Origin of the sequence: Candidatus Latescibacter sp. (assembly GCA_030692375.1) — a bacterium.
Classification (GTDB): domain Bacteria; phylum Latescibacterota; class Latescibacteria; order Latescibacterales; family Latescibacteraceae; genus JAUYCD01.
Window position 1 is genome coordinate 1 of the sequence record JAUYCD010000107.1, and the last position, 20,774, is coordinate 20,774.

At 51.3% G+C, this 20,774-nt stretch carries 19 protein-coding genes; 11 read left to right on the top strand and 8 right to left on the bottom strand.

Annotated elements, in window-relative coordinates; genetic code table 11:
- The first annotated feature begins 191 nt into the window (after positions 1-191).
- On the top strand, positions 192-1,376 hold the full coding sequence (locus Q8O92_06455) for a Gfo/Idh/MocA family oxidoreductase (GenBank protein MDP2982949.1): 1,185 nt from the start codon (positions 192-194) through the stop codon (positions 1,374-1,376).
- Between the two features lie 24 nt (positions 1,377-1,400).
- Here the strand turns inward: Q8O92_06455 and Q8O92_06460 are convergent, their stop codons facing one another.
- The 3 genes from Q8O92_06460 to Q8O92_06470 form a co-directional block, all read right to left on the bottom strand.
- Positions 1,401-2,072 carry an OmpA family protein gene (locus Q8O92_06460; GenBank protein MDP2982950.1) on the bottom strand — a complete coding sequence of 224 codons (672 nt, stop codon included), beginning with the start codon at positions 2,070-2,072 and terminating at the stop codon, positions 1,401-1,403.
- A 249-nt stretch (positions 2,073-2,321) separates the two neighbouring features.
- A complete protein-coding gene (locus Q8O92_06465) occupies positions 2,322-2,900 on the bottom strand; it encodes a chalcone isomerase family protein (protein ID MDP2982951.1) in 579 nt (192 codons plus the stop codon).
- A 72-nt stretch (positions 2,901-2,972) separates the two neighbouring features.
- Positions 2,973-4,049: a Gfo/Idh/MocA family oxidoreductase gene (locus tag Q8O92_06470; protein ID MDP2982952.1), complete on the bottom strand. Its 1,077-nt coding sequence runs from the start codon at positions 4,047-4,049 to the stop codon at positions 2,973-2,975.
- A 435-nt stretch (positions 4,050-4,484) separates the two neighbouring features.
- Here Q8O92_06470 and Q8O92_06475 point away from each other — a divergent pair, with 435 nt between their 5' ends.
- Entirely contained in the window at positions 4,485-4,724 is a 240-nt protein-coding gene (locus Q8O92_06475) for a DUF433 domain-containing protein (protein ID MDP2982953.1), read from the top strand.
- A gap of 277 nt (positions 4,725-5,001) precedes the next feature.
- On the opposite strand, the gene Q8O92_06480 is transcribed toward Q8O92_06475, so the two are convergent.
- Complete coding sequence (locus Q8O92_06480) at positions 5,002-7,551, bottom strand: SUMF1/EgtB/PvdO family nonheme iron enzyme (GenBank protein ID MDP2982954.1); 2,550 nt, start codon at positions 7,549-7,551, stop codon at positions 5,002-5,004.
- A gap of 275 nt (positions 7,552-7,826) precedes the next feature.
- Between Q8O92_06480 and Q8O92_06485 the strand changes: the two genes are divergently transcribed.
- Positions 7,827-8,837 (top strand): uroporphyrinogen decarboxylase family protein, encoded by a 1,011-nt coding sequence (locus Q8O92_06485; protein ID MDP2982955.1) that lies wholly within the window; start codon positions 7,827-7,829, stop codon positions 8,835-8,837.
- A gap of 104 nt (positions 8,838-8,941) precedes the next feature.
- Positions 8,942-10,303 (top strand): hypothetical protein, encoded by a 1,362-nt coding sequence (locus Q8O92_06490; GenBank protein MDP2982956.1) that lies wholly within the window; start codon positions 8,942-8,944, stop codon positions 10,301-10,303.
- A 249-nt stretch (positions 10,304-10,552) separates the two neighbouring features.
- Here Q8O92_06490 and Q8O92_06495 read toward each other — a convergent pair whose 3' ends face one another.
- From Q8O92_06495 to lexA, 3 genes are all read right to left on the bottom strand, one after another.
- Positions 10,553-10,894 carry a type II toxin-antitoxin system PemK/MazF family toxin gene (locus Q8O92_06495; GenBank protein ID MDP2982957.1) on the bottom strand — a complete coding sequence of 114 codons (342 nt, stop codon included), beginning with the start codon at positions 10,892-10,894 and terminating at the stop codon, positions 10,553-10,555.
- Between the two features lie 334 nt (positions 10,895-11,228).
- Entirely contained in the window at positions 11,229-12,203 is a 975-nt protein-coding gene (locus tag Q8O92_06500) for a class I SAM-dependent methyltransferase (GenBank protein ID MDP2982958.1), read from the bottom strand.
- Positions 12,204-12,207: 4 nt separating this feature from the next.
- Complete coding sequence (lexA, locus tag Q8O92_06505) at positions 12,208-12,804, bottom strand: transcriptional repressor LexA (GenBank protein MDP2982959.1); 597 nt, start codon at positions 12,802-12,804, stop codon at positions 12,208-12,210.
- A 343-nt stretch (positions 12,805-13,147) separates the two neighbouring features.
- Here lexA and Q8O92_06510 point away from each other — a divergent pair, with 343 nt between their 5' ends.
- From Q8O92_06510 to Q8O92_06530, 5 genes are all read left to right on the top strand, one after another.
- On the top strand, positions 13,148-13,924 hold the full coding sequence (locus tag Q8O92_06510; GenBank protein ID MDP2982960.1) for an SDR family oxidoreductase: 777 nt from the start codon (positions 13,148-13,150) through the stop codon (positions 13,922-13,924).
- Between the two features lie 11 nt (positions 13,925-13,935).
- Positions 13,936-15,453, top strand: a complete 1,518-nt coding sequence (locus Q8O92_06515) for a tagaturonate epimerase family protein (GenBank protein MDP2982961.1) — start codon at positions 13,936-13,938, stop codon at positions 15,451-15,453.
- Between the two features lie 115 nt (positions 15,454-15,568).
- A complete protein-coding gene (locus tag Q8O92_06520; protein MDP2982962.1) occupies positions 15,569-16,261 on the top strand; it encodes a SprT family zinc-dependent metalloprotease in 693 nt (230 codons plus the stop codon).
- A gap of 98 nt (positions 16,262-16,359) precedes the next feature.
- Positions 16,360-16,800 (top strand): hypothetical protein, encoded by a 441-nt coding sequence (locus tag Q8O92_06525; GenBank protein ID MDP2982963.1) that lies wholly within the window; start codon positions 16,360-16,362, stop codon positions 16,798-16,800.
- Between the two features lie 55 nt (positions 16,801-16,855).
- Positions 16,856-17,260 carry a hypothetical protein gene (locus Q8O92_06530; GenBank protein MDP2982964.1) on the top strand — a complete coding sequence of 135 codons (405 nt, stop codon included), beginning with the start codon at positions 16,856-16,858 and terminating at the stop codon, positions 17,258-17,260.
- Between the two features lie 79 nt (positions 17,261-17,339).
- On the opposite strand, the gene Q8O92_06535 is transcribed toward Q8O92_06530, so the two are convergent.
- Complete coding sequence (locus Q8O92_06535) at positions 17,340-18,401, bottom strand: M42 family metallopeptidase (GenBank protein MDP2982965.1); 1,062 nt, start codon at positions 18,399-18,401, stop codon at positions 17,340-17,342.
- Positions 18,402-18,614: 213 nt separating this feature from the next.
- Here Q8O92_06535 and Q8O92_06540 point away from each other — a divergent pair, with 213 nt between their 5' ends.
- Together Q8O92_06540 and Q8O92_06545 are read left to right on the top strand one after the other, a co-directional pair.
- The gene (locus Q8O92_06540) at positions 18,615-19,472 is read left to right on the top strand and encodes a cytidylate kinase-like family protein (GenBank protein MDP2982966.1); all 858 of its coding nucleotides are present in this window, start codon (positions 18,615-18,617) and stop codon (positions 19,470-19,472) included.
- A gap of 168 nt (positions 19,473-19,640) precedes the next feature.
- Entirely contained in the window at positions 19,641-20,501 is an 861-nt protein-coding gene (locus tag Q8O92_06545; protein ID MDP2982967.1) for a tetratricopeptide repeat protein, read from the top strand.
- Positions 20,502-20,774: the final 273 nt, after the last annotated feature.

Genomic DNA, 20,774 nt, shown 5'->3' on the forward strand with positions numbered 1-20,774 from the left:
GCACTTACGTGTTATTATATTTACCTCGTTAAGTCCCCCTCTGGGGGATTTAGGGAGCTGCCTTCTCAAAGTAGGTATAAGTATTTATTTATAAACAAGTTGATAAAATACTTATGTAACTTTATGAATAATCCGGGTTAAATTCTGCCCTTTCATAAAAAATACAACTCCTTATAAAGGATGAAAAGTTTATGGGTGCAAAACAGTCACGCCGCACATTTATAGGAAGCGCCGCCCTGGCCGCCGGCGCCGCCGCCGGAAAAGTGGAAGCCCAGAAACCGACTTCTTCCGCCAAACCTAAAAAAACACGCGCCACTGTGGAACTCCTCAATGTCGGGGTCATCGCTCTGGGCGACAACAGCCACATGAATTACAGCATCTGGGCGCCGACCATCAATCCGGTCGAGCCCAACATCTGGCCTGTGCGCTCTACCACCATGAACATCACCCACTGCTGGGACTCGCGCCCGGAGCTTGCCGAAGCGTTCGCCAAGAAATACAAGTGCCAGGCGGTTAAAAATTACTATGACATGGTGGACAAGGTGGACGGCATGATATTTGCCGGGTTCAACGAGGTCAAATGGTGGCCGCAGCTTACCAAACCTTATCTTGAGGCCGGAATCCCCTGCTACATCAACCGTCCCTTTGCGCTCAGCATGAAAGCGGCCAATGAGATAGTGGAGCGGGCGAAGAAGTATAACGCTCCGATTCTCTGCACCGATGAGCGTGAATACATCAAGGAAGCGCAGGTAGGCCGATGGAAGGTTGAGGAACTGCTCCGTGAGAAACGGACCATCCTCGGCGCAACCGGGGATAATTCTGCGGGGTTCGAGTATCCGCAGCACGGCGTTCACGGGCTCTATTTCATGCTGGCCATTCTCGGACTGGATGTGGCGCAGGTGAGCCTGCAGGCGGACGGCTGGTGGCGGGAGATCACCCCGGCGGTGAAGAACACCATGCACTGGGGACTCTTATCGCTACAGTACAACGGGATCAAGATCGAGGGAGTGGGCGAACAGACAAAGCCCTTTGTGGCTACCCAGCAGCAGATAACCGGGCAGCGGGCAAACGCAGGTATGAAAATCTACTATTCCGGCGGCTGGTGGGACATCATGAATTATTGGGAAGCGGGCGAGCCCCTGAATCGTCTCTACCAGCTTTTCTTCCCGACCGTGTTCGCCATGCAGCGCATGTTCGAGACCAGGAAGATGCAGTGGAGCTATGATTATATCCTCCAGAAGACCCGGATTTTCCTCACCGGATTCAAATCCCATGTGGATCACAACGGGCAGATGGTACGGGTAGCGGACCTGCCCGATGACTGGGAGGCGCCTCATCCCTGGCCGAACTGGATCGATGAAAAGATATTTGAATAATGAAAAAGGCTCAGTGTATATGGATTATTGTAGTTTACCTTCCTGGGCGGCTTTTTTCATATTCTCGTTGGCCATGATGGCCACTTCCACGCGGCGGTTGGCCTGTTTCCCCGCAGCGGTGTCATTGGACGCCACCGGCTGGGTTTCGCCGTAACCGACCATCTTCAGGCGTGCATCGGACACTCCCAGGTTTTTCAGGTAATCCGTCACCGATTGTGCACGGCGCTCGGAAAGCTTCTGGTTGTAATCCTCGGCGCCATCAGAATCGGTATGTCCTGCAACAACGATGTCGGTCTCGGGGTACTTCTTGAGCACTTCCGCTATCTTCTGGATATTCTGCCGGGCTTGTGCCTGGAGGGTGGCCTGATTGGTCTGGAAAAGAATTCCCGATTCCATGGTAAGCTGAATACCTTCACCGACCCGCTCCACCTTGGCGCCTTCCACTTTCTTTAACTCTTCGGCCTGTTTGTCCATATTCCGGCCGATGAGCACACCCGCGGTCCCGCCCACCGCCGCCCCGATGATAGCCCCGGTTGTCTTGTTCCCGGTTTGGTGGCCGATGATCGCGCCGATGGCACCACCCACTCCCGCACCGATGGCGCCGCCTTTTACTTTGTTACTTGCCGCGCAGCCGGGCAGCATGATCATGACAGATGCGAAAAGTGCGATGGCCAGTCCAAATTTTCCTGTTTTCATGGATTTCCCCTTTTGAATGAGATGAGAAATAATAGGACAACGCTTCGTTATTTTTTGTTTAATGTAATACCGTAATGCTTCCGGAAGCTCTCCCGTATTTTGGCGATACGTGTTTTAGTTGGCCTCTTCGCTACCGAAAAGGTTGAACTCCCAATTGTATCCACTCAATGATAGATTTTGCTGACGTTAATATTCCTCAACCGCATTCTGGATTCTGACTTCTGGATTCTGTCTTCATCCTTGTCTTTTTTACTCCCCAAGCATTCCCTTTTTCAGACCTTCGGTGGGAGGATTCTTCCCGAACCATATCGAGAAAAGCCCCTCCATGAAATCCTTGCCCTGAATGACTCCTTTTACCTTTCCCTTGATGGAAACCTCGGTTCCCTGTCCGGGGATATAGGTGATGATAATCTTTTCTCCGCTTTTTACCGGCTCGGTGAAATAACCGTTGAAAGTGTTGATACGGTACTGAAGAGCAGCTTTCTGGGCGGGGGCATTTTTCTCGAATCCCTCATTCCAGGCATTCACCAGATCATTGGGGCTGACATTATTGTAGATGAAATGGAGCACAACCCGTTTCACCTGGTCGGAGGAAATGACCTCAGCGGCTGTTGCGGAAGGCTTTTCAAGGTAGAGCGCGCCCAGGTATACATTGATTATCAGCTTTTTGCGGAGGCCGATGCCGTTGAGCTTGCAGGCTGCTCCGCCGATGGTTTCGGCGTCGGGGAAAGTCACCCCTTTGTACTCACGGGCAAGACCGGAATTGACCAGGATAATGCCGAGAAACAATACAATGACACCGCTCAGGATCAGATGCTTTTTTTTCATACTGTCTCCCCATTCCGTTCTCTTTTGATTTTTTTCTTTGTAACTTTATCACTCCGTTACTTTGCTGCTTATTTACTTTTTCCCCAGCGTCCTTCGCACAAGGTACCGCCGTATCGATTCATTGTACGGCAGTGAGTCATCGCCGCCGAGGCTTTCGAGTTTGACCGGACGTACGGTGAGCCGTGAGACATTGGCCGCCACGAGCGCGCGGTGCTGTTCGAGAATCGCCTCGTAGGGACGGGGCGGTTTGCGCTGGGTGAAGAAATCGTACAAAGCGAAGAACATGTAGTACATGACGCTGGTGTCGGTCATCCCCGCCTCGAACATCTTGTTTTCCTTGACCGCGAAGATATTGATGTGATAGCTCCCCGGATAGCTGCCGACATGGTTCATGCCGATCATCGGGGGCTGGCCCTCCTTCGGCTTGTAGTTGAACACGCAGAGGGAGGTTCCCATCAGCCTGACCTTGTCCTCGCGCTCTTCGAGGGACATGACATAGTCGCCGGTGAAATACGCGGTGTCGATACCGCCGCCGAGGGCCGCATGGGCGTAGTTGATAACATGGGGAAAATGCCAGGTGAAATGCGGCTCGGGACAGTAGGCTTCATAGGCGCGAACCGGCCCTTTTTCCTTCACAAACGCCTGCATCTGCGCCACTACCGGCTGAAATTCCAGCGATGAGGCGGACATGATCGGGGCATTGTAGGCTTTGGCCATGCGGACAGCTTCCTCGGCGTCGGCGATGGTTGCGGTAAACGGGCGGTTGATGAACACCGGCTTCCCGGCCTCAAGCGCCGGACGGGCGAACTCGAACACCCGCCGGTAGTCGGCATGCTCCACATGGATGCCGTCCGAATCCCTGATAAGCTGCTCAAGGTCGCTGTAGGGTTTGCCATAGCCGCGCTTTCCCATAGCCTCGGCTACTCCCGGATAGTCATCCCAGACCCCGGCGGAGACGATTTTGGTATTTCCCTTGAAATCCTTCGGGGGATTCACCAGGTTCATGAGAAAGCTGTGCGAGCCGAGGCCGACCTGGCCGATCCGCATGGTATTAAGGGTCTGGGCGAACGCAGGGGCGCGCCCGGAGGCCACGATCCCGGCGATACCCGCCATAGCTGTTGCGTGCATGAAAGTACGGCGTGATGACATGGGAGACTCCTAGTGAAATGGTTGAAACCTTTCTTTATGTATGGAATGGAAGTAATTTAAGTACATGAGGGAGGAATGGAAAGGGAAAAGAGAAGGGATGATGCACGATGTTATTTCGCTTGACACGGAGATGAATTATTATATTTTGGTATCAGTGGAACTTGGTGTCGCTGCTTATGATAAAGGGCACAATAAATCTAAAGCATTTCTTAAATCCCAGCGGAATGCATCTCTTTCATGTGGGAGCTGACGGCTGAACTGTGGTCATCGAGGGGTTCGGAATATGTTGAACGAAGATTACCGAGACATGTTACAAAACTTATTAGACCATGATGTATGCTTCCTCGTCGTCGGCGCTTACGGCTATCCTTGGGCGACCCTGGTGAACTATCGCTGCGGAACAAACAAGACTCACCATAAACAGAGGTAAATACTATGGATTGGAGAAAACACATTGACAGCGATCCCTCGGTTCTCATGGGAAAACCTGTGATTAAGGGGACCCGAATAGCGGTTGAATTTATACTACAGCTTCTCTCTCAGGGATGGACAGAAGAACAGATTTTGGAGAATTACCAGACATTGACACGGGAATCCCTTCAAGCTGTGTTTGCATTTACAGCAGAATGTATCCATGATGAAGCCGTGTACACTATCCTTGACGAGATATTGTGATGTAATTTCTGGCAAATGAAAACATTCCACTTTCAAGTCATGCTGCGCCTGCTTTCCTCCACTGAAATAGTTTTAGAAAACAAGTTTACTGTCGTAGAGCGAGATAGAATACGCCAGCGGCCACTATAAGCATACATTTATCTTTTTATTCTGCTTGTAAAAGAGATTGTGTAAGAGTGTGCAAATAGGACTCTGATTAGGTATAAAATCCGCTCAAGAGAGACAATCTTAATCGTGGTATTGTTAATCTCTATCGTTAAATATCGTTCTCCCCGCCTCACCCCCTCCTCGCCACCCTGAACCCGATATCCGAGTAGTTCTTGTTCGGGCTGTAACTGCGGCGCTTGGAGGCTTTGCAGGAACCGGTGTTGTCGATCCAGCTCCCGCCGCGCAGGACACGCTCGGAACCGGAGGAAGGCCCGGCGGCGTTCTGTTTCGGGGAACCGGCGTAATAGTCCTTGGCGTACCAGTCCTGGCACCACTCCCACACATTGCCGTGCATGTCGAATAGCCCCCAGGCGTTGGCGGTTTTCTGGCCGACCGGGTGGGTTTTTTCCCCGCTGTTGTCGGTATACCAGCCTGCGCGGTTGAGCGCGTTGGGACCGTCGCCGGTGGAATAATCGGTGCCGGTTTCGGCGCGGCAGGCGTATTCCCATTCCGCCTCGGTCGGCAGACGGAAGCCGTTTTTGGTGAAATCGCAGGCGCCGGTTTTCAGATCGTAGCAGGGATCGAGCTTGGCTCTCTCGCTGAGACGGTTGCAGAAGGTGATGGCGTCGAACCAGCTCACCCGCTCCACCGGATTTGCGCCGGATGCTTTGAAAAAGGCAGGATTGGATTTCATGAGATCCTGGAACTGGGTCTGGGTGATCTCGGTCTCGCTCATCTGGAAGGGGTTGACTGTCACAGCGTGCGCCGGTTTCTCATCGCCTCCGCCCTTATCCGAACCCATCATGAAACTTCCGCCGGGGATGTTCACCAGCTTCATGGAAAGGGTGTTCAGCGCCAGCCGGATCCGGTCGCCGGCCGCCGCCGCTTCTTCAAACGCGGAGATTTTCGCCTTGGCGTCGGCGCTATGACGGCCGTTCGGGTAGGTGATAAGAAAGGTTTTGTATGCCTGGACGGTGCGGGTGTTTTCCGCCAGTTGGAAGGTCTGGTCTTCCTTGCGATTTTCTTCTTCTGCCTGGGTTTTGGTTTTCTGGGTTTCCTGCTCGTCGAGGGCGGCGATTTTCGATTTTGCATCCGCTGAATGGATGCCGGATGGATAGAGCTTGAGGTAATTGGAATAGGCCTGCCTTGTCCCGGCAATTTCGGCCTGCTGGAAAGCCAGATTGTCCTCACGGTTGAGATCAGCCTGCTTGTTTGTCTCGGACGCGGGCTGCTGGGCTGTAGCTGTAGATTTGATAGCGACCTGTGGCTGCTCCGGTTTGATCTCTGGCTTCGGAAGGGGCTTGTTCGCCTGGAATGCGGTTATCCTCGTCTGGGCTTCGGATGCATGGCGGCCCTGGGGAAACGACTTGAGATAGATGGTATAGGACAGCTCGGTGTTGACCATCTCGGCCTGACGGAACGCCGAATCATCCTCGCGCGCCTGGGCATCCGTGCCGGTTTTTCCTTCTCCCGTGGGTGCAGGGGCAACTGCGGTCTGCGGCGCAGAAGGTGCCTGACTTAATTTCTGCCAGGCGAAAAATCCAATCGCCGCCAGGACGACAACTGCAACACCGATATATAAGGCTGTCCGGCTTGTCCGTTCTCCTATGCGGTCTGCCATGAGCGTTCTGGTTAGTTTCGGTCTCATCCGCACCGCAAGCGCTTTTCCCAGCTCATCGGCGGTTGCGAACCGGTCATCGGGATTCTTGGACAGGCATTTGAGAATGATGTCACGGAGCCAGACAGGAACCTTGGCGTTACGGACATCCGGAGGCTCAGGATTCTCGTGGACATGCATGTACATGAGCGAAGCCGCATCGGAGGCCTGGAAAGGCAGAGTCCCCGTTGCCATCTGGTAGAGTACCATGCCCATTGAATAGATATCGCTGCGGCCGTCGAGTTCCTTCCCCCTGGCCTGTTCGGGACTCATGTACTGCGGGGTGCCGATCACCGCGCCGGTCTGGGTGAGCCGGGTTCCGATCGCAGCGCGGGCTATGCCGAAATCCATCACTACCGCGCGGCGGCTCTTGTCGAGCATGATGTTGTCGGGTTTCAGGTCACGGTGTATGACTCCCTGCTGGTGGGCATAGGAAAGCGCCGAGCAGACTTCTGCCCCCCACTGGATGATATCGTCGATTTCGATGGTCTTGTTCGTTTTGATCTGGTCGCCGATGGAGCCTCCCGGAATGTAGCTCATCACGAAATAACAGAGATTCTTCTCCTCGCTGATCTGGTAAATCCGCACGATATTGGGGTGCTCCAGGTTGGCGGAGATCTGCGCCTCATTTTTGAACCGGATGACAAAATCCTCGTCGCGGAGAAGAGCCTGGGGAAGCACTTTGATGGCCACCTCACGGTTGAGAGCGATTTCACGGGCGAGGTAAACTGAGGCCATGCCTCCCGAGCCGAGCTTGCGGATAATTTCATAACGCCCTGAGAGCGTCTCACGGAGCTGTGTTTCTTCCGAGGCGGTGGATTGAGGAGCAGGTTTTTCGAGATCAGGCTGAATTGGCGCAGAAGGGGGAACAACAGCGGTTTTTTCCGTTCCCGCAGATTGGGTTATCTGAGTTCTGTCCGCAGGGCCGGGGGGAACAGGAGCAATGTGTTTCAATTCCGCGCCGCAATTGATGCACTTTGAGCGATCAGCAGGAGTTTCCTTCCCACAGTGAGGACAAACCATCTGAATCTCCTCCGGTATATTTGAATTACATCACTGTATCAGCGTGGCGAAATAAAGCAACCTTCCGAAGTATCATCGCAGCAATAATCTTTCAATATAATACAACGCCTCAAAATGGGGGCTGTTTTTTCATTCCCATAAAAAGGAAGTTGCCGGTGACAAAGCACCTACTTTCTTCGCGAACTTTGCGAGAGATAATCTTTTTTCTTGTTTCACGCGGTCCGGTTCATTAATCTTTGTGGAAAGGCCCGGATCATGATACCCGGAAGTGATTCATGATAAAAAGAGAGGTAGTAAAGGCATCGCTGGATCACAAAGCTCCACCCTATGTACCCTGGCATTTCACCTTTTCTCAGGGAGCCAGGGAAAAACTCATAGGGCATTATGGCCACACCGACCTGGAAAGTGTTCTCGATAACCACCTTCTCCGTCTGGGGAGCGTGCTCGGTTTCTTCGTTGACCTGGGGGATAACTGCTACCGGGATCTTTATGGAGTAGTGTGGGACAGGAACGTGGACATGAATTTCGGCGCCATTCATGAGTATGTGCTGAAAAAACCCACCCTGAAAGGATATGATTTTCCGAGCCGGGTCGATCCCCGCTTCTTTTGCGATATAGGGGAGCAGATTGCCCTCTATTGCGACCGGTTCAGGGTGTTCAACATGGGACTGTCGCTGTTCGAGCGCGCCTGGACCCTGCGGGGCATGGAAAATCTGATGGTGGATTTCCTTGAGAATCCCAACTTCGTAGATGAGCTTTTTCACACCATTGCAGATTACCAGATCGAGCATATAAAAATCGCACTGACGTACGACATTGACGGGGTTTATTTCCTTGACGACTGGGGACAGCAGCACGGCCTTCTCATGGGTCCAGCTCTGTGGAGAAAGTTCATCCTGCCGGTTATCCGGCGGTTGTACAGCGTTGTCCGCGAGACGGGGAAGTATGTTCTCATCCATTCCTGCGGCGATGTGGACGAGCTTTTCGATGATCTTATTGAGGCGGGAGTGCACTGTTTCAACCCGCTTCAGCCGGAGGCCATGGATGCGCATGCCCTCATGAGCCGTTACAGCGGGAAGCTTTCTTTTTACGGCGGTCTCTCCACTCAACAGCTTTTGCCGTTCGGTACACCGGAAGAGGTTCGCAGGGAAACGTCACGGCTTATTCAATCAGGGAAAAGGGGCGGATATATCTGCGCTCCGGCCCAGTCTATCGAAGGGGATGTGCCGCTTGAAAACATGCTCGCTTTGATAGAAACCGTACAGGAGCAGGCGAGGAAAGGATGAACGGCGCAGAATCAGACACAAAGGCACAAAGTAAAAAGAAAATAGTCCGAACCACTGATTTGTATGATGCATGTGATAAAAGATGATGAAAAGAGGATACCTTTATGAACCGACGCGGCGCCATAAAAACTCTCCCTTTCCTCGGCCTGAGCCTTATGGGTTCTCCCCTGGCAGCTTTCCCCGGGGAAAGTAAATCCAGGTCTCTCTGCCTCGAATATCTTGACCAGGTAATTAAACTGTTGGAAAAAATCCGCGACTTCCAGGGAGAAAACCTGCTGAAAGCTTCCGAAAATATTGCCCGTACCTATAAAAGCGACGGGAAATGTTTCTGCCAGTGGGAGACCGGGCATTCGTTCGACGGCGACATGTTTCCCGACCGGCCCGGTGATACCGATCTGTTCATTATGGGCTATACCATGGGAACGCCGCCCGTCCAGCCGAAAAAAGGCGATCTGTTGCTCATCAATGTTATCAGGAAACCGCTCGATGAGGACATTGATAAAAAAGGCTTTTTTATAATCGGCGGACCGAATTCCTGGTGCGGAGACATTGAACATTCAGAACAGTTGACCGAAGAGAATCAAAAGCTGCTTGTCAGGAAGTATTCAAATATCTGGATTGAGACCTACATCAACCTGTACAGCGCTCTTATCTATCTGCCCGGCGAGACTGCGCCCACCGGGCCGACTTCGGGAGCTCTCAACATGGCGACCTACTGGGCCATGACCGCCGATGCAGTGCGTCTGCTCGCGGCGGAAGGCGTTTCGGTGAAAGTCAAAGGTGATGGGCCACAACTTCCGCAAAACACGCCCCGGGTGAATCTCAGAAAACCGCTCGTTTCTGCCTATATAAATGAAATTATTAGGGAAATTCGGCGGATAAATACTGAAATGGATACTTTGAATCGTGTCGCAGGTGAAGCCGCAGACCGTATCCTGTCCGGCGGAAAGCTGTTTGTCTACAGCCGTTACCGCGAAGCTCTCTCCTCCGAAGCCAGCGCCAAACGTGGCGGGCTGGCGCTTCTCAACACCACTTTCGCCGACGATCCCAATTTCAAGGGGACTGACAAGGACTATATGATCATGGGAGTTTACCGCCCCGATTACTCGGTCGATATACGCATGTTGAAAAAATTCCGCGATGCGGGAATGAAAATCTCCTCTATCGGCCCGTCTACCATTAACGGGAAAAAACCTTCCGGAAAAACGATTGCTGATGAAACGGACTTCCATCTTGGCGGATGCGATACCGGCGGTTTTTTTGCTATGCCGGGTTTGGATAAGAAAGTGTGCCCTACCTCAGGAATTATTATAACCCTGATATTTTGGGCGTGCATGATCCAGCTGGCCGAGGAAATAATTAAGAGGACCGGGAATACACCGGGCGTCCTCTCATCCGGAGCGTTCAAAGGCGGCGCCGAGCAGAGGGCGAACCGGACAGAGATGGTGAAAAAAAGGGGATATTGAAAGATTGTCTGAACCACTGATTCGCTTGAATTATTTAGAGCTGGTCCGTAAACAGAAATTCTCCGGTTGCATCTACTCAATGCCCCCTATCCCTCGATCCCTTTCCCCCATAAATGGGGGCAAGGGAAGTTGAGACGCCACATACTTTTCCTGCCCCCCGCAAGGGGGGAAGGTGGCCTGAAAGGCCAGAAGGGGGCTGCCTTAAAACGCTTGAAAATACTTAATTATGGATAAGTTCTTAGGCCAAATTCATGGTGAAAACATTTCCTGCAATACTCCAAGTACCTGCTTGAGTACAGATGGAGAAATCTTGCCAACATGGCGAACAAAACGGTCTCGATCGACGGTGCGAATCTGATCTAAGACCACAAAACCGGATTTACCATGAAACCGGCATGGAACTCGGAATGGATAGAGATAACCGCCTGTTGTAAGAGGCGCAACTATAAAAGTCTTCAAGAACAAATTGAGCTCATCCGGCGATACAACCAGGCAAGGACGCACCTTCTCTATCTCATCACCGATAGTCGGATTTAAGTTGATTAAAAATACGTCTCCGCGTCGAACCTCACCTACCTTTACCATTTCCATTCTGTCTCATCGAACTTCGTGGGCCGATGGTGATCCAATAGTCTGTCATCTTGATTTTGACTCATCATTTTTGCTGATTCAGCCCAGCCACTTCGAGGCGCAGAGGCGCTTGAAATAACTATAGTACCATCTTGAATCTGAAGGTCAATTTCCTCGGTTAGGCCTGCCTGAACAAGAAGCGGCTTGGGCAACCTGATACCTCGTGAATTACCGATACGAATCAAATGTGTCTTCATATGAGAACCCCTCCATGCAATGTAATTACAATGTAATCACATTGATAACGTATGTCAAGAATAATCTAGTCGTCTTATGCTAACTTTGCGAGTTACCCTTATTTTTCCTGCATTTCTTCCACCGTTTCAAACACCAGCGCTTTCTCTCCGCATGCTTTTTTCAGCGCTTCGAGACGCAGAAATCGAAAAGATCGATGTCTGACCATGCGGTTCCTCGAGCCTGAGGACCTGGCCTGTATTCCTTTTTCCTCACGGCTGACCGGGGTGCGGTATTCGGGAAACCCGAATCCGGGATGTATGAATACCGAGCCCTTTGACAGTCCGGTCTTTCTGAAAACGAGAGTGTACATCCAGAAAAGGGAATGGGGGGAGTCCGTGGAGAGCGCCATTCCGCACAGACCCTCCTCAGGGGCGAATCCGAACATCTCCAGGGTGTTCATCAGATTTTCCAACTGCCATGCATACGAAATCGAACCGGAAGGGAGAGTGATCACCAGGGAGCCGCCGGGCCGGAGCACACGGCCGGCGCTGGAAAAAAAAGAGAGAATCCCGGACTGCTCCTTGAGATGGTGGCATACCAGCCCGCAGACCACAGCGTCGAACATGCAGGCGAACGGCCAGTCACGGGTCATATCGGCCACCGCATAGTCATGCTTTTCCCCGGACAATGAATCGATGAGCATTGCCGCGCGGAGAAGATCGGGAAACAGGTCGAAACCGGTCACCCGGAGTAAGGACAATACCCCGGCGGTAACACCCACAGCACATCCTACATCGAGAATCCTACCGCCAAGGAGGTCATGCTTTTTCTCTCCCAGCACAAAGCCCAGGGCTTCCGAAGCGCATGCCTGATACCCACTGCCGTGGTCGATTCCGCGGGTTAGATAGAGCCGGGCATACTGGCTTCCCAGCCCCTTTTTACGGGCGATGAGCGACTGGGCTTTTTTCGGGGAGAGAGCCTTGATATCGCCGATGATGCCGGAAAATGTCCTCGAACGATAGACTTCCGGCACCTGTTTCTCAATTATCGCCGCAGCTTCCGCGCATGCATCGTACCATTCATCTTTTGTCATTAACTTACAGCCGCCGAACCACCCCGATGACTTTGCCTCCTATACTGAATCCCGGATCGGTGCGCATCACGGTCATCGGCTGCATGGTTTCATTTTCCGGGATGAGACGGATTATGTTGCCATCGCAGTAGATTCTTTTCACCGTTGCCTCCCCGTTGATAAGGGCGACCCCGATTTCCCCCTGTTCGACTGTCGGTTGAATCCGGACAATCACAAAATCCCCGTCGAAAATCCCCGCATTTTGCATGCTGCTGCCTTTGACCCGTAAAGCAAACACACCGCTCGAATTGTATATTTCCGGCAGATTGAAGTAACCGTCGAAATTCTCTTCCGCCAATAGCGGAGCGCCGGCCGCAACAAGTCCGAGTAAAGGGATACCATCGTGAAGGCCGACTATTTCCAGCGCACGAGCCCGTGAGGAATCACGTATGATGTATCCTTTACGGATAAGCGCTTTAATATGGTTGTTCACCCCGTTGGGGGACCTGATACCGAATTCTTTCTGAATCTCGGGAATGGTTGGCGGATATCCTCTGTCTACTGCAAAATCTCTGATAAAGGTTAGAATTGCCATCTGACGGTCGGTGAGTTTTTTTGACATGTTTTTTTATCCCTTTCAACTAGTGCATTGTTAAACCGAAAAAGCTTTTCAGCCATGACCGTGAATATTTACCGCGCTGTGTAATAGATTATACACTAATATCTGTGTAATCTATTATACTGTCAAGGAGTTTTTTCTAAAAAAGATAATTCCCCGTAATTTTCCTTCAAGCTCTAGGTTGCTCACAATCGTATGATGTATTATCTTTTATAAGAAGTTTGTGCAAAACTTTGTTAAATTGTTAGATGCCGAAACGGTTGCTAAAAGATGCGCTGCGCTTGCATCGTTCCCGCGAAGCGGCAACAAGTTCGGCATGACGGCATCCATTTACGGGAGGTTGTGCATGAAAGAGTTCAAGGATATTACCTATAATTTCGCCGGGAAAGTAGCGGTCATAACCGGCGCTTCATCAGGCATATTCCAGGCGGTTGCGAAAGGTTATGGCGAGGCGGGAGCCGCGGTAGCCGTCTGCGACATCAATATGGCCGGAGCTGAAGAAACCCAAAAATCCATCGAGGCTGGCGGCGGAGTTGCAAGAGTTTACAAGCTGGATGTTTCGAAAGTCCCCTCTATAATCGAAACGGTGGCGCAGATCATCAAAGATTTCGGCAAGATAGACGTTCTTATCAACGGCGCCGGAGTCCTGTTCCGTTCTCCGGCTGTTGATTATCCGGAAGATAAATGGGATTTCGTAGTGGATATTCAATGTAAAGGGGCGTTTTACATGTGCCGCGAGGCAGGCCGTCACATGATCGAGCGCGGCCAGGGAGGTAAAATTATCAACACCTCGAGCATGCTGGCCTGGAGCGGCGGGGTCATGGTGGCCTCCTACGCCGCCGGAAAAGCCGGCATCACACAGGTTACCAAGGCCCTCTGCAACGAATGGGCCCAGTATGGAATCAATGTCAACGCCATCGCTCCCGGATACATTCTTACACAGATCACCCGTCCCATTCATGATGACCCGAAACGGAACGCAACTGTTCTCGACCGGCTGCCTTCGGGAAGATGGGGATTTCCGGAAGACCTTGTCGGGCCTTTTCTGTTCCTGGGTTCCGAAGCTGCGGATTATATTCATGGCACTGTTCTGCCGGTTGACGGCGGATGGCTGGCCCGGTAAAGGATAGATTCATGAGAACACTGCTGAAAAAAGCTATTCAAACTGGAGCGCTGGCCGGAAAACTATCACCGGACTCTGTCCGGGGCGCTTTTTCGGGAATCGATGGCCTGGTCGTACCGTCGGTGACGGTTACTGATAGGGGAATATTTGCTCTGGCTGAACCGGACGGGGATGAACGATTGGCCGTTCTTTCACACTACCCCGGTACCTTGACCGGTTTTCACGGGGAAGTGTATACCGAGAGCGACGGTGTGAAAACGATATATCTCCTGGCGGCTCCTCTCGACCACCAGAATGCTGTGCAGCTCCGGGCAGTCCTTCCCCATACCGGTCCCGTTCTCCTGGAGTGCCGAGAATCGTTCGGCGCCGGCGACCGTATCGGGGGCAGGGGAGCAGCAACCCCCGGCCATATCGAGGCAATTCGGAAGAGCAGTCTCACACCGGTTCTGGCCCAGCAGTCGGTAAGGGAAAATCACAAGACCGGACGCTCATTCGAAAATGTGATGGACGATGTCACCTGGTCGGTTTTCCGCGAAGGATATACCTCGGAATGGGGTTCCGACGCCGATCACCTCAAAACCATCGAGGATATCGATACTGCGGTGCAGGCGGGATTCACCATGTTCACCATCGATCCCTCTGAGAAAATTGATAATGACGCGGAAACATATACAGATGAAGTATTGTCTCGAAAATTCGATGCCCTCTTTCCGGACATAAAAAAAGGCGAGACATTCATAGACAGATACGAAGAGAGCGCGGGGGCCAGCCGAAGAGAAGTGGTGCGGTCGGGAGTCAAATACCTCAGCGCAATCCGTCATGCTGCATTGGCATACCGTCATCTGGCCGGTCTTTTCGGCGAATCCCGGTTTAATTTCGAACTGTCCATCGATGAAACACGGACTGCGACCTCTGTGCTCGACCACCGCATCATTGCTACCGAGCTGGCGCTCAATGAAGTAAATCTTTTCAGCCTTGCTCCACGGTTCGAGGGGGATTTTGAAAAAGGCATCGATTACCGTGGCTCGATCGAAGGATTCAGCCGCTCTCTCCGGGCGCATTACGCTCTATCCCGCCAGCTTGGAAATTACCGGCTGAGCCTCCATTCCGGCTCGGACAAATTCAGTATCTATCCTCTATTCGGTGAGATAACCGATGGTTTCTTCCATGTCAAAACCGCCGGCACCTCCTACCTGGAGGCGGTAAAGACCGCCGCTTCCGAGGATTTCGATCTTTTCCGGAGGATTCTTTCCCTCTCCATCGAGACATTCGAGGAAAACGCGGCGAGCTATCAGATTTCCGCCGATGTCCGCCGGGCGCCGGATCCTTCCGGACTCAGCCGGGATGAGGCTTTAAGGCTGATTGCCGATGACCCGGATGTCCGGCAGGTCCTGCATATAGCGTTCGGAGTTGTTCTCAGGACAATGGGCGATGAATTGCGGAACACACTCCGGACGCACCGGGAAACTTACAGAAGGTTCCTTGTCTCCCATATAGGGAAGCACATTTCCCTTCTCACGGGACGATAAAAAGTTACATAAATATTTTATAAGCTTATTATAAACAAATACTTATACATACTTTTTGAAGGGCTGTAGTTTCGAGGCTAAATCCTTCTTTTATGAATAATATTGATTAATTGCCATGACCGACATCAACTATACTCTCATCCGAACACCCCGCCGCAGAACCATCGGCATACGAGTATCCTCCGATAACATCATTACAGTACATGCTCCACTTAAAATCAGCGAGAGCCGGATCTGCGAAATTGTGAGGAGCAAATCTGCCTGGATCCGGAAAAGAATTTCCATACATGAAGCCAGGAATGCGCGGTTAAAACCGAAGCAATATAAAGAAGGTGAAGAATTCCTCTATCAGGGGGAGTTATGCCGTATGGAGATTTTATGGGATTCGACCGGAATCAGCCTGCATGAGGGGCGGCTCTTAATCGGTGTGCCTTCGGGGCTCGACGGCCAAGAACGGAGCTATATCGGCCGGCGCCTGGAAGAATGGTATATACGGCAGGCAGCGCAGATATTCCGTGACAGGGTGGGATTCTATCAGGATGCGCTCGGATTGAAAGCCAATCTGATCCGGGTGAAGACCCTGCGAAGCCGATGGGGAAGCTGCTCGATTCGGGGAAATCTCAGTTTCAACTGGCTTCTGGTCATGGCCCCGCCCGGTATCATCGATTACATGGTGGTACATGAGCTTGCCCACTGTATTCACCGGAACCATTCCCCGGCTTACTGGAAGCTTGTGGAATCCATCCTGCCCGATTACAAAACCCGGAAAAAATGGCTGAGAGTCAATTCATTTACGCTTACACTGTAAGTCATTCAGAAATGATAATTGCTCACTTTATATTCTCAATTTAATTATTAGGATGCTTCGTCGTGTGTTGCCGGTAAACATTTCAAAGGAGGGAAGTGATGGTTGAATATCTCGAACCAGTCTCCATGAAGTTCATCCTCGTGTCGGCGGCGGTCGCCGCGGTTGTCGCCATTGCCGACGTCGTCCTGCTCGTGCGGCGCAGGGGCACGGCGCGGCTGGAGGGGCTTCTTCCCGCTGTGGACAGCATCCTTGTCATCGCCGGATTCATGGCGTTCACCGGGACATGCATCGCCCTGATGCAATCGGCGGGGAAAATTGCCATGTCCACAATTCCAAGGGAAATAACCCTTTCCAAAATTGCTCAGAGATGGCAAATGACTTTTTCCTGGAAAGAATGGGATTTCATGTTTAAGGTGATGCTGAGTGCTTTCCTTACTGCAATAATCGCATGGTTGTTGTTTTTCGTCTTTTTCGAGGTCTGGTTTTTGCTCCGTCTGTTATATAGGAAGAACATAAAGAAGCTCCCTGCCTCATCGTAACAGAAACCAACTCATAGATTCTAAAGCCAAACGCAAAGCTTACAGGAGTAGACCAATGTCACTCGAATGTATTTATTGTTTCATATCGATCTATACGTTGGCATCCATAATTGCTTTTGTCACGCTGGTTGTTGTTGTATGGGTTGTTGATATGCTTATCCGCCGCCGCCGTACGGAACAGCTCCGCCGCATTGCCTTTTTTATAGACAGCATCCCTTTCTTCGCGGGGCTCGTTGCGGTGACTGGATTCCTCACAGTAATCCGTTCCTTCTCTCGTGCAATCTCGGCAATCGCCCATTCGGGGACAAGTGACCCTCGTATAGTCGCCGCGGGATTCCAGGAATTCTTTTTCTATATGTCGGTGTGTGGGGGATTGTTCTTTATCTTCCTGGAGGCTTGGCTTGTCGTGCGCATGATATACGGAAGCTTCCTTCGCGAACTCGACACACTCCCTAAATGAATTAAAGAAACCTTTGATTTAATCATCTCTCTACCCGAGAATAACATTCCATATCAATGCTTCCCGGGGTCCTCTATATTTACGGAATGAATTTCATTTCGGGAGTTATCGCTTCAGCGAAAGCGGCCATGAGTTTCACCGTGTACTCCACATCCGAGAGGCAGAGAGTCTCAACCGGTGTATGCATGTACCTCGCAGGAACCGATACCAGCCCCGAAGCGACACCTGCCCTGGTCAACTGGATGGCATTGGCATCGGTGCCTGTGGATTTTGGAATTCCCTCCACCTGGTAGGGTATGTTATTCTTTTTTGCGGTTTCTGTCAGAAGATCAAATACCCGGGGATTGATATTCGGGCCGCGGGCTATTACCGGGCCGGATCCGAGCCTGATATCGCCGAAATGCTTCTGATCGAGTCCGGGGTGATCGGTGGCAAAGGTGACATCGGTAGCTACTCCCACCTGGGGATCTATGCCGTATGCGCTTGTGTGGGCGCCTCTCAGCCCGATTTCTTCCTGAACAGTGGAAACGCTGTACACCGATGCCTTGAGAGCGGTTGAATCGGCCAGTTCCCGCAGTATCTCCGCCACTATGAATGAACCGATGCGGTCGTCGAAACCGCGTGCAGTATAGTAATCATCCCTGACCTGCATGAAATCGTAACGGTAGGTGACCGGGTCGCCTATTGCCACTATGGATTCGGCTTCTTTTTTATCCTTCGCGCATATGTCAATCCAGAGATCGGTTATCTCTGCCCCCTTCTTGCGGTCTTCAGTCTTGATGAGGTGGATGGGCGCCTTCCCGATCACACCGGGAACTGAACCGTTCACAGTATGAATGGTCACTCTTCTTCCGGGAATAATGGTTTCATCGAAACCGCCGATCGCCCCAAAGTAGAGAAATCCCTTATCGTCAATGTACCGTACCATAAATCCGATTTCATCGCAGTGTCCGGCAAACAGCACCCGTGGTGTTCCCTGGGGATTTATCACGCCTATGGAATTGCCATGGACATCGGTGTGCACATTATCGGCAAAAGCCCAGGTATAGGTGCGCCACATTTCCTGCACAGGCTGCTCGTACCCTGAGGGGCTTGGTTTTTCGAGCATGTTTCTTAAAAAATCTAAAGATTCTTGTCTCACAGGTAATCCTTTCTCCAAAAGTCTTCATTCTAAGGTTCTGTACTTTATCAAGATACCAAAATTCCCGGTATGGTGTCAACTTATTTATACACTATCGAAGCAGGAAGGGAAATGCATTGTATATTCAAAAAATGATTGTATTAAGGTTCGTTTTACGTTATCTATCAAATTGAAGTGAAATGAAGCATCTTTTTTATCCGGAAGGAGGGAACCATGGCGATTGTAACTATTGCCAGACTAACAGGATCGGGAGGCGATATCATAGCATCCGATGTGGCCGAGGGGTTGGGATATAGTTTAGTCGATTCCAGCCTCATCATACGGGTGGCGGAAGAGGCCGGTGTAAGCTTCGAACACGCAAAAAGTCTCGATGAGAGATCTGAATCAAGAACAATAGAATGGCTGAAATCGATTATAGTTCCCCGCACGGATAAATTTCTCCGGGAAAAAGGGAAATATATGGATGAGGTGAGCCGCCTTAATCCTGAGGGTTATATGGAGTATGTCAAAAATGTTCTTATCGGGCTTGCTGAAAAAGGTAACATTGTCATAGTCGGCCGAGGAGGACAATACATTCTCAAGGACTTGGAAAATGCCTTCCATGTTCGTATCATTGCCGATATTATTTCAAGAGTTTACTGGATCAGGGAGCATTATAAAATTTCCGAGACGGAGGCGCTGGAGCGTATAAAAAAATCTGACAGCATGCGGAGAAATTTCATCGAGCGAAACTTCCATGCCGGTTGGGACGATCCTCTTGCTTACCACTTGGTGGTCAGCTCCTCAAAACTGGGTATAGATCTTACATGCAAAGTTATAATTGAAGCCGCCAAGAAATTCAGTACATGCCGTGAATATATCCCTGGTGTGAGGGATCGCCGGAAAGGATTCGACCGTCGCATGGCTGCTCAACGGAGGAGAGGAGATCGCCGTTCCGGATTTGGAGTATGGACCGTTCGGGACATCGAAACTGCGGTGCTGCGGGAAGGCCGCCCTGTGCGTGCTCTGAGCAGGCTTGACCGGAGGAAAGCCGACCGCCGTAAAGGGCTGCGCCGTAAAGAGGGTTTGTGAAGTATCTGAAATCTGAAGCATGAAACCTCACCCCCTGTCCCCCTCTCCTAGTCAGGAGAGGGGGTAACTCATTATGCACCATATTTTTACCCTCTCCTAATTAGGAGAGGGTGGCCGAAGGCCGGGTGAGGTTTTCGTCAAGAGGGAATCCGGGAGAAATTCTTTTTTATGGTTTATCGGAGTATAAACATTCGTTTTGTCAAGGCTTTATTTTGCGCCGGATTGTTAACAGCTTTTTCACCGGGTGGAGCCGGCCAGACCCGGTATATGGGGGAAGGATATTTTGAGACCGCCATGGATAAATATGTCCAGGGGCTTTACGATGAGGCGATCCCCCTTTACCGGCAGTTTCTGGAAATCGCCCCCTATGATTTCCAGGGACATTATTTCCTCGGACGCTGTTACAGCTTTATCGGGGATCGTGAGAATGCGCGCGCCTATTTTGAAAAGTCTCTCCGGATCATTCCCGATAACTATGATGCTCATTACTATTTAGGCGTTCTGCTCCTTCACATGGGGGACTCCGACGAAGCGCTCGACCATTTCCGGCAAGCTCATGAAAAAATCCCTACCCTGGGAGATGCGGTTGTCCAGCTGGGAAACGTCTTCCGCACTCGCAAAGAATATACGAAAGCCATGGAATATTACCGTCAGGCCATGCACATCGAGCCCGGACAGCCGGACCCCTATATAGCCGCCGGGGTGATGCACCGTGAGCAGGGGGATATTCCGGGCGCTCTAAAGAGCCTTAACAAGGGACTTGAGAAAAGACCATCCTGTTCGGAAGCCTTTTTTGAAATCGGCAACACCCTTAAGATGAAGGGCGACCTTGACGGCGCCGCGGCGAATTACACGAAAGCGCTGGAAATACGGCCCCGGTATGTGGAGGCGCAGAACAACCTGGGAGAGACTCTTCTGGCCAAAGGGGACCGGGAAGGGGCTCGCACAGGATTCGAGAAAGCGCTGAAGATTGCTCCCTGGTACAGTCCGGCAGCCGAAAATCTCAAAAAAATGAGTACAGATCAATAGTTCGCTCCGGTAAATGAATTACCCCGCAGCGAACTGCGAGGTATCCAAAGATAATCCCCCTGTCACCTTCGGTGACATCCCCCTTACTAAGAGGGATAAAATAGAAAAATCAATCTACCGCCGATGGTATCGGTTACCCCCCTTAATAAGGGGGGATGTCCGAAGGACAGGGGGGATCTTTCCCCGCAGCAAGCTACGAGGAATTCTGTAATTATATATACGAACGCACCGTTGTAAATAGATGCAGAAACGGTTTCATCGTTCCCGCGAAGC